Origin of the sequence: Streptomyces sp. ISL-94 (genome assembly GCF_018614075.1) — a bacterium.
Lineage (GTDB): Bacteria > Actinomycetota > Actinomycetes > Streptomycetales > Streptomycetaceae > Streptomyces.
The window spans coordinates 1-12,600 of sequence record NZ_JAGGOZ010000028.1 but is presented as its reverse complement, the minus strand read 5'-3'; the positions used below and the strand labels follow the sequence as shown (position 1 = coordinate 12,600).

Below are 12,600 nucleotides of genomic sequence, written 5' to 3'. Positions count from 1 at the left end.
TCGGCGCGGGCACGCGGTGGGAGGGGCCTTGACCCGGCCGGACGGGCCGGGTCGGACGAGCGGGCGGCCGGGCCGGGCCGGCCGGCCGGCCGGCCGGCCGGGATCAGTAGTGCAGCACGCCCGCGGTACGGGTGTTCTTGTACGCGGTGACCCCGATGACCGGGCTCTCGAAGGCCGGCACCGCCCGCGCGTACGCACCCGCGTAGCCGCCCGGCGTGTAGAAGAGCCCCCAGGCCGCCTGCCAGGCCTCCTCCTCCCCCGTCTCCGGGTTGACCACCGGCTCAGAGCGCGGCACGACGCGCTCCTGCACGATGGCGCCCTCGGCCACCCCCCGCTCGAGGGCCGCCTGCCACTCCTCGTCCGTGCTGGTCCATCCGGCGATGACACCGACCCCTCCGTAGAAGGCGTTCGGCTTGAGGATCAGCTCCTCGCGGTGCGCGCGGGCGTAGGCGAGCAGCTCGTCGTGCTCGGGCGAGGGGTCGGCCTTCAGCGAGCGGGTCCACGGCAGCACCCGGTCGATGAGCTCCAGCTCGGCCTCGGTGAAGGCGGCCCGGTGGCGGGGGTCGGACAGCAGCGCCAGGCAGGCCTTGTTGGCGAAGAGGTTGCTCTCCATCGGGGTGAAGAGGAAGACCGTGCCCGCCTCGTGGGCCTTGAAGATCGGCTCGACCAGGTCGGCTCCGTGCGCGTCCTCGATGATCTCCTCGACGGTGAAGCAGCGCAGGATCACGTCGACGGGCAGCTCGCCGAGGTGCAGCTTGCCGTCCCGGTCCTCGACGTCGCCGACCTCCGCGACGTGGAAGTCCACGTCGAAGCCGCGCATCACGTCACGGAAGGTGTTCCAGTGGCTGGCGTAGTTGGCCAGCCCGCCGGGGCCTTCGAGCAGCGCCACCACGGGCCGGCGCCCGGGCAGGGCGATCCCCTCGCCCGCCGCGACCAGGGTCTTGGCCACCTCGGCGCCGGTGTGGGTGTAGCCGAGGCCGTGCTCCTGCGCGAAGGCCGCGAAGGGCGCGGAGTCCAGCAGCGCCCGGGGGATCTCGCCGGCCCGGTCGGCGCCGCCGACCTCGCTGGCGATCCCGATCTCCAGCAGCTTGAAGGACGTGCCGTTGTGGTACATGTCGGCGCGGCCGTACCGGGGCGGGGTGATCCCCCCGAGCCGGATGATCAGCTTCTTGCGCTGCTCGTCGATGCCCAGGGCCTCGCAGTAGCGCTCCAGGTCACCGTCGAAGAGCCGCTGCGGCAGCGAGGTGATCACGTCGAAGAGGGCGAGGACGTCGTCCGCGAACGCCTCGATCTGCGCCTTCTCTATGAACAGCGGCCGCGACAGGTACGAGCCGGTCCAGTTGGCGAGTGCGGGGTCGCGCTCGACCTCGGCGATGATCGCGGGGAGCGGGCTGCCCTGCGCCAGGCTCTCCTTGTTGTACAGCTCCGTGATGCGGTCCGTCATGGCGGACCTCCCTTTTCTGCTCGGTCGTCGGCTGGATGCGGTGCGGCGGCGGCTGGTCGTCAGTCGACGACGTGCATGCGGGTGAGGTTCGGTACGAAGTACTGGGCGCTCAGGAACAGGCCGCCCACGCGGGGGCCGAAGAGCGTGAACTGGCGCTTGTAGTAGACGGGGATGACCGGCGCGTGCTCCTCCATGAGGCGGCGGTCGAGCTCCGCGTACCCCTCGGCGACGGCCGCGCGGTCCGGCTCCTGGCCGAGCCGGGCGATCTCCCGGGTGATCTCGGCGTCGTCGAAGTACGAGAGGTTCATGTTGCCGCCGTCGGTGATCCGGTCACCGCGGAAGAGGACGTCGAAGACTCCGGAGGCGTCCGGGAAGTCCGGCCCCCAGACCCCGTAGACCAGGTCGCAGTCGTTGTCCGGGTTGCCCATCAGGCTGTAGAAGGCTCCCTTGTCGACCGGCCGCAGCACGATCTCGAAGCCGGCCTTCTCCAGGGCCTCCTTGACCGCCGGGGCGACGGGGGCGTTCGGGGCGGTGTCCGGGTAGGCGAAGACCAGCGGACGCAGCTCCGTGTCCTTGAGCAGCTCCTTGGCCTTGACCGGGTCACCGTGCGGACCCGAGGGGAAGACGTCGTGGTGGCGGTAGCCGGGGACCATCGGCGCCAGGACGGTGGTGGCGGGCTCCGCGGCCGCCCGGCCCCCCGCCAGCTCCACCAGCGTCGCGCGGTCGAAGGCGTAGTTCAGGGCGCGGCGCACGTTCAGGTCGGTGACGCGGCGGGTGTTGATGTAGGTGTACTGGAGGTAGGCGGTCGGGCCGGCGATGACCCGGGCCAGCAGCGCCGGATCGGACTCGACCTGGGCCACCCGGTCCTCGGCGACGTCGAAGGTCGCCACCGACAGGGCGTCGTCCCCGGTGGGCTCCAGCAGCCGCTCGGTCTGCTCGTCGCGGGCGACGCCGAACTGCCAGAGGATCTCGTCGGGGTACTGGCTGCGGATCGGGTCGGTCGCCGGGTCCCAGTGCGGGTTGCGCTCCAGCAGGTAGTGGTCGCCGGGCACGAACTCCTTGACCCGGTACGGGCCGGTGGCCAGCCAGGAGGTCTCGTACGCCTCCCGGGTGTCGCGGTCGGCGGGCACGGGCGTGGTAGTGGTCGTCGTCGCGAGGAAGGGGAAGCCGGGCTGCGGCTCGGGCAGCGAGAAGACGATGGTGCGGTCGTCCGGGGTGGTGACGCCGGGGGCGGGGGTGCCGTCCTCGTAGGGGCCCTTGTACGCCCGCCGGGGGTCGAGGGCCTGCTGGATGAACTGGGGTCCGTAGACGCCGTTCGAGGAGAAGGAGCGGGCGACGGCATGCGCCACGTCGTGGGAGGTGATCGGGGTGCCGTCCTCGAAGCGGAGCCCCTCGCGCAGGGTGTACGTCCAGGTCAGACCGCCGTCGGTGGTCCGGCCGGTGTCGGTGGCGAGGTCGCCGACCAGCTTGCGGGGGCCGCCGTCGTGGCTCTCGATGTAGCCGGTGAGGGTGCGGTGGAAGATCCCGGTGGCCACGCCCAGCGTGGTGCCGATGTACATCTGCGTCGGGTCCACGTGCTCCGGCGGCGCGTCGGCGAGGAGGATGACGCGGCCGCCGCGGCGGGCCCCGGGGACCGCGGGGGCCGGGGTGGGCGTCTGGCCCAGGTGGTCGATCTCGAACTGATGGGACACGTCGGAACTCCAGAGGGAAGGTGATGGAGGGACGGAGAAGGGGGTGGGAGGGGACGGCCGGCAAGGCCGTCTTCGGGCCGCCGGCGCCAGGAGGGGTGAGCGGGGCCCCAGCGGCCGAGCCGCGGGCGGTCCGGTCCAGGCCAGGCCGGTCCAGGCCGGTCCAGGCCGGTCCAGGCCGGTCCAGGCCGGGCCAAGCCGGGCCAAGCCGGTCCAGGCCGGGCCAAGCCGGGCCGGTCCAGGCCGGACCGGACCGGTCCGGTCCGGCCGCCGGGGGACCGGCCGCCGGGGGACCGGCCGCCGGGGGACCGGCCGCCGGGGGACCGGGTACCGGGGGACCGGGTACCGGGGGACCGGGTACCGGGGACCGCCCGCCGCCCCGCGTGGGAACCGGCTCAGGCGGTCAGGGCCGCCGGGAGGTTCAGGGCGGACAGCACCGCCGGCAGGTCCAGGCCGAGCTGGCCCATCACCTCGTGGTGGTCGCCGCCCTGGACGGGCCAGTCGTGGCCCGCGTTGACCCCGGTGACCCGGCACTGCGGCAGCAGCAGGGCGAGCGCCTCGGCGACCCCGCCCTCGGCGCGGTGCTCCTCCACGACCACGAAGTGCGTGTGCCGCTGCGCCAGTTCGGCGGCGGCCGGGGCCAGGTGCGCGTGGTCCAGGTGGGCCAGGTGCGCGTGGGCCGTCTGCGGCCGCACCGTGCGGGCCGCCAGCGCGAGCCGGGTGCCCTCCTCGCCCACCGACACCAGGCAGGGCTCCCCCGGCTCGCCGGGGTGGTCCCAGTTGACGAGCGGAAGCGCGTCGCCGTCCCAGGGCAGGCTCTCGTAGCCCGCGTTGCGGCCGGTGCGGATGTAGTGCGGACGTCCGGACTCCACCGCGGTCCGGATGACCGCACGCATCTCCGCCTCGCCGTACGGGGCCGCGATCGTGACGCCCGGGATGCTCCGCAGGACCGCGAGGTCCTCCAGGCAGTGGTGCGTGGTGCCGAACCAGGCACCGGACACCCCGGCGTACGGCGCCACCACCGTCACGCCCGCGCCGAGGTAGCCGAGGGTGAGCTTGAGGCTCTCGGCCGCCCGCAGTGCGGCGAAGGGGGCGAAGGTGCTGACGAAGGGCTTGTAGCCGGCGGCGGCCAGCCCGGTCGCCATGTCGACCATGGCGCCCTCGGCGATGCCGATGTTGAAGAACCGGTCGGGGTGCGCCGTCTGGAACGGATGCCCCTTGCCGCCCAGGTCCGCTTCGAGGCAGACGATCGCGGGGTCGGTCTCGGCCAGCCGGGTCAGCTCGTCCCGGTAGGCGTCGCGCCCGGACAGAACGGTCATCGGATCATCCGCTTCCACTTGGCGGCGCGCGCGGCGTCGATGGTGACGTAATGGGATCCGGCCTTCCCCTCCACCGGGGGTACGCCCTTGCCCTTGACGGTGTCGGCGATGACGGCCAGCGGCCGGACGGCCCCCGCGCGGTCGCCGCCCAGCACCTCGCCGAGCGCGGTCAGGTCGTGCCCGTCCACCTCGGCGGTCTCGAAGCCGAAGGCGGCGAACCGCTCGGCGAGGTTCGGCAGCGGCGAGATGTCCCGCACCAGGCCGTCGTTCTGGCCTCCGTTGCGGTCGACGACCAAGACGAAGTTGCCCAGCCGCTGCGCCGCCGCGACCTGGCAGGTCTCCCAGACCAGGCCCTCCTGGAGCTCGCCGTCCCCGGCGATCGCGATGCCCAGGCCGCCCTGCCCGCCGATCCGCCGGGCGAGCGCCCAGCCGGCCGCGTACGGCACCCCGTGGCCGAGGCTCCCGGTGGGAAAGCGCACGCCGGGCACCTTGGGCCCCGGGTGACCGGTGTACGGGTGCCCGGGCTGCCCGTAGAAGGGCGCCGGGTTCTCCGCCAGGATGCCGCTGACGTGCAGGGCCGCGTACAGGCCGGCGGCGGCGTGCCCCTTGCTGAGGACCACCTCCGTGCCGTCGTCCAGCGAGGCCCGGTGCAGCGCGGCGATCAGGATGTCGAGCACCGACAGGCTGCCGCCGAGGTGGCATCCGCGCGGGCTCGCGGCCATGTCGACGACGAGTTTGCGGGCCTCAACGGCCCGTCCGGCGAGGTCCGGGGCGGTTTCCAGCAGGGCGGTCACGAGCGGCTCCCTTCGGAGAGCGCGAACCAGCGGGCGACGGCGTCCGCCAGCACGGTGCGGGCGGTGCGGTGGTCCTCGGCGCCGATCCGCTCCACGTCGGTGTGGTCGAGGGTGGAGTCGCCCGGTCCGTAGGCCACCATGGGGACGTTGCGCCAGGTGGTGGCGAGGGTGTTCATGTCCGAGGTGCCCTTCTTCACGACGTAGGTGGGACGGATGCCCGACTGCCCGAAGGCGCGGGTGAAGACCTTCACCAGCGGGCTGGTGCGGCCGCCGGCGTGGCCGGGGGTGGCGCGCAGCACCTCGATGGCGACCCCGGGGCCCGCCTGTGCGAGCGCGGCCCGGCGCAGTGCGTCCAGGTCGGCCAGGGGCGGGATGCGGAAGTTGAGGATGCCGGTCGCGCTCTGGGTCTCGCGGCCCGCCGCGCAGTGGATGTCGATGACCGCGCTGAGGGCGTCGGAGGCCTCCTTCAGGACCGCGCCGCGGATCTCCTCCAGGGTGCGGATCAGCGCGTCGGGCGCCGAGACGGCGTCCATGCCGGCCGAGTGGCCGCTGCTCACCGAGGCCGTCACCCGCAGCTTGAAGAGCCCGAAGTAGCCGAGCGTCAGCTTGTGGGAGCCGCTGGGCTCGCCGATCACGACGGCGTCGGCCGGGTAGTGGTCCCGGGCGTGGAAGGCGCCCTTGGAGGAGGAGATCTCCTCCTCCACCGCGCCGACCACCCGCAGTTGTCCGTCGGCGGGGACCTCGGCGGCGGCCAGCACCTCCAGGAAGTTCACCAGGCTGCCCTTGGCGTCCACGCTGCCGCGGCCGTGCAGTTCGCCGTCCCGCCACTCGGCGGGCCACCGGTGGGGCACGGTGTCCAGGTGTCCCAGGAGCAGCAGCCGGCGCCCGCCCGTCCCGCGGGTGGCGACCAGGTTGCCGGCTTCGTCGATCTCCGCGTCGATGCCGCGGTCCCCGCACCACTGGCGCAGGTATGCGGCGAGCTCGTGCTCGTCCCCGGAAACCGAAGGGACGCCGACCGCGCGGCCGAGCAGTTCCAGGTCCCGCGCGGGCGCCTCGGTGCGCCAGAAGCGCGTCCAGCCGTCCGGGTCCGCCATGGTGTGCGGTCCGGTGATCGCCACGTCCGCGGCGCCGTCCAGGGCCAGTTCGGCGGCCCGCACCTTCTGCCGCATCCTGCCGCCCGCGTACGGGCCCGCCTCGCCCCGGTGCGCGTGGCGCAGGGTCGAGCCGGGGACCTGCGGGTCGGTGAGGAGGCCGGCCGTGCCGGTGACCAGCCGCAGGTGGTCGGCGTCCAGCGCGTTGGAGAGCGCCGCCGCCAGGACATCGGCGTCGACGTTCAGCGGGGAGCCGCCGTCCCGGTCGCGGACCGGCGGGGACAGGCACACCACGTCGTAGGCGTCGAGCAGCGCCGTCAGCCGTACGGCGTCCACCTCGTCGGGGACCCCGGCCCGGTGGTCGCGGACCACCGTGGCCTTGCCCGACGCGGAGACCGCCTTGAGCGGCCGGTTGGCCTTGCCGGTAACCAGGCCGCCGCGGGCCGCGACCGCCGTGAAGACCGTCAGGCCGAGTGCGCGCAGGCCCTCCTCCACCGCCGGGAGCGTGACCCTCTCGTACGCGTCCACGAGGTGCGGCATCTCCTCGGGCGGGCAGTAGCGCACCGAGTCGCCGTTGGCCAGCCGCAGTTCGGGCATCGGGCGGCCGATCGCCCCGTAGTGCCTCTCGATGCCGACCGCTCCGCCGGCCACCAGCAGCACCCGGGCGCCGCGCCGGACCAGCCCGGCCAGTTCGGCGTGGATCGCGCCCCGGTCCAGGGTGGCGCTGCCGACCTTGACCACGTACAGCGGCTTCACGGCGACACCGCCGTCCGCGGCAGGCCCGCGCTCTCCTCGAAGCCGCTGACCAGGTTCATCGCCTGGATCGCCTGCCCGGCCGCGCCCTTGATCAGGTTGTCGAGCGCGGCCACCGACACGCACTGGTCGCCCTTGACGGCGATCGCGACCTCGGCGACGTTCGAGCCGACCACGGCCTTGAGCATCGGGAAGTCCTGCGGGGCCTTCGGCGCCGGGCGGACCCGTACGAAGGGCTTGCCCACATAGGACTTGGCGAAGGCCCGCTTCACGTCCAGGGAGCCGACACCCTCGCGCAGCGTGCTGTACGCGGTGACCATGATGCCCCGCGGCACGTCCAGGCTGTGGGTGGAGAACCGCAGGTCCGGGGCGGCGCCGGCGTACTCGGCCAGTGCCTGGCGGATCTCCGGCGTGTGCCGGTGGCCGTGCAGCTTGTGGACCCGGAAGTTCCCCGACCGCTCGGCGGGCTGCTCGCTGCCGCCGCGGCCGCCGCCGGTCGAGCCGGTCTTGGCGTCCACCACCACGGCCGGATCCACCAGCCCGTGGGCGAACAGCGGGTACAGGGCGTAGATGGTGGCCACCGCCATGCAGCCGGGGAGGCTGATGAACCGGCTCTCGGGCACGCTCGGCGACAACTCGGGTATGTAGTAGGCGAACTCGTCGGCCGACGGGTTCGCTGCCGTCTTCGGGTAGTACTCCGCCAGCTCCTGCGCGTCCTTCAGCCGGAAGTCCCCGGCCAGGTTCAGCACCCGCTTGGCGCGCTCGGCCAGCAGCGGCATCCGCGCCGGCAGGGTGCCGGTGGGCAGGCACCCGAAGGCGACGTCCACGGCGTCCACCTGCTCGAGCTCCGCCAGCGGGCGGAACTTGAGCCCCGCCGCCCCCGGGTGGTTGCGCAGCCAGGGGTGGACGGCGCCGACCGGCGTACCGGCGCTGCGCTCGGCGGACAGGAAGGCCAGTTCCACCCGCGGGTGGTCCAGCAGCAGCCGGATCACCTCGCCGCCGGTGTAGCCGCTGGCCCCCGCGACCGCGACACGGATCTTCTGCTCAGCCAAGGCGGGCCGCCTTCTCATACGGGCGGCGGTACGAGCCGTCCGTGACCAGCTTGCGGATCGCGTCGGGCCGCCGGGCCACCTTCGTGAAGGCGTCGGCGTAGCGCAGCGCCCGCTCGTACTCGACGGGGGCGCGCAGCTCGCGGCAGAGCACCAGGGTGCTGTCCAGCATGCCCAGCGTGACCGGGAAGTCCTCGGGCCGGTGGTCGCGCACCGCCTCCGGGTTGAGGGAGAAGGGGTAGCCGTTGCCGAAGCCGCCACGGTGCCGGAAGGGCAGGTGGCACGGGATCGGGGTGTTCTGCCACTCGCGGGCGGGGACCCCCTCGGCGACGAGCAGCTCGTGCACCGCCTCCTTGACCGCGTACACCGGCAGGTCGCCCAGGCCGATGGCGTCCGGGGTCAGGGTGATCCGGTACATGTTGTACGCGTGGGTGTGCCCCTGCGGTACGTACGGCGCGTGGAAGAGGCCGGTCCCCTCCAGGGCCTCGCCGAGCAGCGCGGCGTTGCGGGCCCGCACCTCGTCGTAGTACGGGAGCCTCTTGAGCTGGCTCGCGCCGAACGCGGCGGCCACCCAGGACATCCCGTAGTCGATGCCGTGCCGCTCCAGGTAGTCCACGGCGCGCTGGTGCGAGGCGCCGTCCTTGAAGAAGGCGATGCCGCCCTCGCCGCCGAGCGGGAAGTTCTTGTCGGCCATCAGGCTCTGCCCGGCCGCGTCGCCGAAGGAGCCGGCGACCTGGTCGCCGATCTTCGCCGAGTGGGCGTGCGAGGCGTCCTCGACGAGCGCGATGCCGTGGCTGTCGGCCAGCGCCCGCAGGGCGGGGACGTCGGCCGGCAGGCCGTGCACGTGGACCGGCATGATCGCCCGGGTCCGCCCGGTGATCGCGGCGGCCGCGGCGGCCGGGTCCATGCAGTACGTCTTCGGGTCGATGTCGACGAAGACGGGGACGGCATGGGCCGCGACCACGGCCTGCGCGGTGGCGATGAAGGTGAAGGCGGGCACGATGACCTCGTCGCCCGGCTGCACGCCCGCCCCGACGAGCGCCAGGTGCAGGCTGGAGGTCCCGCTCGCGGTGGGCAGCGCGTATCCGGCGCCCACGTAGGAGCGGTAGGCCTCGGCGAAGTCGGCCACGACCCGTTCGGGCTTCGCCCGCTGGGCGAGCATCAGGTTGAAGACGTCCTCCTTGGTGATGACCGGGAAGACGGTGCGGCGCAGTTCCTTCGGGATGATCGCCCCGCCGCCGAACGCGGCGAGCTCGGCGCCCGTTTCGGCCGGATCGGGCAGGGGCAGGGGCTTCGCGGGAAAGTCGGTGATCACGTCGTTGCTCCGGAAGGGGTGAGGGGCGGGGCCGCCTGGCTGAGCGCCATCCGGGCGCAGGCCGCCACCAGCGGGCTCAGCCGGTAGTTGAACTGGACGCCGGGCACCAGGTCGGCGGACTCCTCCTCCTGCGTCCACATGGTCCGCAGGTCGTAGGCGCCGAAGATCTTCAGCCGCTCGGCCCGGGCCCATACGGCCGGGTCGTCGGTCAGGACGGCCGCGGCCGGCCCGAAGCCGAGCCCGGTGAGGTCCACGACGAGCGCGGGGGCCTGCGCGGCACGGGCGAGCTCGCCCAGCCGGTGGGCGTTCTCCGCGTCGAGCGCGATGTGGTCGAAGGCGGCCGGGCCGTCCCCCTCCACGGTGATGCCCAGCCAGGCGAGGAACGCGAGGTCCCGCTCGCCCAGGCCCGGCCGGCTGATCCGGTCGCCGTGCCCGATGCCCTGGCCGGCCAGCGCGGCGTGCACCGCGGCGCTGCGGCTGTTGAGCAGGACCGCCTTGGCGTAACCGCTCCGCTTGGTCAGGAGCCGCTCCAGGCCGGGCAGTTCGCGGTCGCTCTTCTCGATGCTCATGACCACGCCGGAGGTCATGACCCGGGTGAGCACAGTGGCGGTGTCGAACAGTTCCATAGGTTTCCCTCCGTTTCACACGGTCTGCCGGGCGGTGATCCGCCCGTGCTTCTCCGCCGCGTACGCCGCCAGCAGGCCGGCCACGTTCACTCCGTGCTTCGCCGAGGAACGGGCGAACTCCGGATTGGCGTTGACCTCAAGGACCATCAGCTCGCCGGTGGAGCGGTCCTCGACCAGGTCGACCCCGTAGAAGCCGTCGCCCAGGGCGTCCACGACCTGCGCGCAGCGCTTCTCGATCTCGTCGGTGATCTCCACGCGCAGCACCTCGGCACCCAGGTGGGTGTTGGTGCGCCAGTCCGCGGAGACCCGCTGGATCGCGACGACCGGGGTCCGGCCCACGACCACGACCCGCAGGTCGTGGCCGGGCTTGTCGATGTACGCCTGCACCAGGACCGGGAAGAGCTTGCCCGCCGCGTCGGCGGACTCGCGGCCGCCGACCCAGGCGTCCACGCACTCCTCGTCCGTCATCCGGGTGACCCCCCGGCCCCAGGAGCCGCTGACCGGCTTGATCACCGCGGGCCAGCCGAGCTCCGAGACCGCCTCGCGGACCTGCTCGTAGCTGAACGCGTGGCGGGAAACCGGGTGCGGGATACCGTGCTGGGCGAACAGCAGGGCCTGGAGGCCCTTGTCGTTGCACGTCTCGATGGTCGCGGCCCGGTTGAGCGTCTCCACGCCCACGTACTCCAGGCGCCTGGCCACGCCGATGGCCTCGCGGTGGGACAGGTTCCTGATCAGGGCGAGGGCGGGCGGGGCCGTGCGCCCCGCCACCACCCGCCCCACGTCCTCCAGCAGGGCCGTACGGACGCTCAGGCCCTCGGCGCGCAGCGCCTCCAGCAGGAGCTTCTCGTCCGGCCGCAGCATGGTGACGCCGAGCAGTACCTCGGATTCGGGGAGGGTCACTCGCCCCAGTCCTCTTCGACCTCAGGTGCGAGCTCGACCCGCACGGTCGCGTCGGTCTTCTCGACCACCTCGTGCTCCTGGCCGCAGGCCCCGCACTCGGCGATCTCGCCCTTCTCCCAGTCCTCCTGGACCTCGAACTCGGTGTCGCACACCAGGCACTTGGGCGTTTCGACGGCAGTGGTCATCTCTGTCTCTTCCTCTCTCGGTGGGTTCTGTGCCCTCGCCGCGGAACCGGGTTCACACCGGGTCCACGTCGAAGGTCACGAGCTCGACGGCCCGCTTGGTCACCAGGTCCGCATCGGTGTCCAGGGGGGCGTCGACGATCACGGAAGCCGACCGGTGGCCGGAGTCCCGCTGGCTGCCCAGCAGGTCGCCGGGGAGCCGGCCGACCAGGACGGCGCGCGGCTCCGCGGGGGCCTCGGGCCCGACCGGGGCCAACAGGGGCCAGCGGTCGTCCCGGCTGGGCCAGGACACCTCGACGCCGTCCGCGGTGATGTCCCGCAGGACGCCGTGCGGGTGGTCGAGGAAGTGCTGGCGGGCCCTGCGGCGCGGGGCGGGGTAGGAGGCCGGCTCGCCGAGCGCGAGGTCGAGCATCACCGGCTCGAACGGCTCGCCGGTCGCCAGCTCCCACAGGAAGGTGATCGCGTCGCCGGGCAGCCGCGCGGCCACCTCCATCAGCACGACCCCGTCGGCGGTCAGCCGGTACTCGGCGTGCGTGATGCCGTCCCGTACGCCGACCCGGCGCAGGACCTCGGTGTTCGCCGCGATCAGCGCGGCCTCCTCCTCGGGCCCGAGGGGCGCGGGGCTGGTGTGGGAGAGCTCGGTGAAGAAGTCGCTCTCGTGCTCGTTGGTCTCCTTGCCGGTGACTCCGGACCAGAAGACCTCGCCGCCCTGGACGAGGGCCTCGACCGAGAACTCCCGGCCGACCACCCTCGCCTCGACGAGGGAGATCTCGTCGTCGCCGAACACTCCGAGCGCCTCGGTCAGTTCGGCCTGGTCGTATACCTGGCGCACGCCGGAGCTGTAGAAGCGGCCGGCGGGCTTGACCACCGCCGGGAACTCCTCCTGCGGCAGGGCGAAGCCGGCCCGCTCGGCGACCGGGACCACCTGCCAGCGCGGCGAGAACCCGGGGACGGCGGTCCGCTGGAGCAGTTTGTTGCGGCAGATCACGGCGGCGGCGGAGCCGGTGCCGGGCAGGCCGAGGCAGTCGGCGAGCAAGCCCACCGGTTCCACGAACACCTCGCCGACCGAGATCACGCCCCGTACGTCGTACGTGCGCAGCAGCGGCTGCACGGCCGGGATCACGGTGGCGATCCTGGCGTCGGCGACCTGGACCACCTCGGTCAGGCCGCTCAGCGGGTGGGAGGCGTCGGCCCGGGCCGCGGCCAGCCGCTCGAGGTCGGTGTCGGTGCTGACCACCGCGAGGGCCGCCAGGCCACGGGTCCTGGCCTCCTGGATCAGCCGGCCCTGGCGGGCCAGGACGACGAGGTCGCCCATGAACAGCACGGCTCCGGGCAAAGGGGACGATTCTGAGGGCACTTGCGGGCACTCCTTGGGTTCGTGGGCCGGTCCGGGGCATGGCGGAGCCCGTCGGCACGGCGGGGCGGTGGGGCGGTGGGGC

General features: G+C 73.3%; 11 protein-coding genes. All 11 read right to left on the bottom strand.

From position 1 onward, the window contains the following. Positions 1-103: 103 nt before the first annotated feature. Positions 104-1,444, bottom strand: a complete 1,341-nt coding sequence (locus J7E94_RS10825; RefSeq protein ID WP_215014437.1) for a hypothetical protein — start codon at positions 1,442-1,444, stop codon at positions 104-106. A gap of 59 nt (positions 1,445-1,503) precedes the next feature. Further along, the gene (locus J7E94_RS10820; protein WP_215014434.1) at positions 1,504-3,135 is read right to left on the bottom strand and encodes an ABC transporter substrate-binding protein; all 1,632 of its coding nucleotides are present in this window, start codon (positions 3,133-3,135) and stop codon (positions 1,504-1,506) included. A gap of 392 nt (positions 3,136-3,527) precedes the next feature. Beyond that, on the bottom strand, positions 3,528-4,451 hold the full coding sequence (locus tag J7E94_RS10815; protein WP_215014432.1) for a transketolase family protein: 924 nt from the start codon (positions 4,449-4,451) through the stop codon (positions 3,528-3,530). Next, entirely contained in the window at positions 4,448-5,245 is a 798-nt protein-coding gene (locus tag J7E94_RS10810) for a thiamine pyrophosphate-dependent enzyme (RefSeq protein ID WP_308344860.1), read from the bottom strand. Before J7E94_RS10810 ends, J7E94_RS10815 begins: the two co-directional genes overlap by 4 nt. After that, positions 5,242-7,092 (bottom strand): M20/M25/M40 family metallo-hydrolase, encoded by a 1,851-nt coding sequence (locus J7E94_RS10805; protein WP_215014430.1) that lies wholly within the window; start codon positions 7,090-7,092, stop codon positions 5,242-5,244. The genes J7E94_RS10810 and J7E94_RS10805 overlap by 4 nt, the downstream gene beginning before the upstream one ends. Continuing rightward, positions 7,089-8,141, bottom strand: coding sequence for an N-acetyl-gamma-glutamyl-phosphate reductase (gene argC / locus J7E94_RS10800; RefSeq protein WP_251056472.1), 1,053 nt, complete (start codon positions 8,139-8,141; stop codon positions 7,089-7,091). Before argC ends, J7E94_RS10805 begins: the two co-directional genes overlap by 4 nt. Beyond that, positions 8,134-9,453: a DegT/DnrJ/EryC1/StrS family aminotransferase gene (locus J7E94_RS10795; protein ID WP_215014426.1), complete on the bottom strand. Its 1,320-nt coding sequence runs from the start codon at positions 9,451-9,453 to the stop codon at positions 8,134-8,136. Before J7E94_RS10795 ends, argC begins: the two co-directional genes overlap by 8 nt. After that, positions 9,450-10,079 carry a degT/DnrJ/EryC1/StrS aminotransferase gene (locus tag J7E94_RS10790; protein ID WP_215014424.1) on the bottom strand — a complete coding sequence of 210 codons (630 nt, stop codon included), beginning with the start codon at positions 10,077-10,079 and terminating at the stop codon, positions 9,450-9,452. Before J7E94_RS10790 ends, J7E94_RS10795 begins: the two co-directional genes overlap by 4 nt. Before the next feature lie 15 nt (positions 10,080-10,094). Continuing rightward, positions 10,095-10,979, bottom strand: a complete 885-nt coding sequence (locus J7E94_RS10785) for a RimK family alpha-L-glutamate ligase (RefSeq protein ID WP_308344858.1) — start codon at positions 10,977-10,979, stop codon at positions 10,095-10,097. Next, a complete protein-coding gene (locus J7E94_RS10780) occupies positions 10,976-11,164 on the bottom strand; it encodes a lysine biosynthesis protein LysW (RefSeq protein ID WP_215014422.1) in 189 nt (62 codons plus the stop codon). The genes J7E94_RS10785 and J7E94_RS10780 overlap by 4 nt, the downstream gene beginning before the upstream one ends. A 52-nt stretch (positions 11,165-11,216) precedes the next feature. After that, positions 11,217-12,518 carry an ATP-grasp domain-containing protein gene (locus J7E94_RS10775; protein ID WP_215014420.1) on the bottom strand — a complete coding sequence of 434 codons (1,302 nt, stop codon included), beginning with the start codon at positions 12,516-12,518 and terminating at the stop codon, positions 11,217-11,219. Positions 12,519-12,600 lie beyond the last annotated feature (82 nt).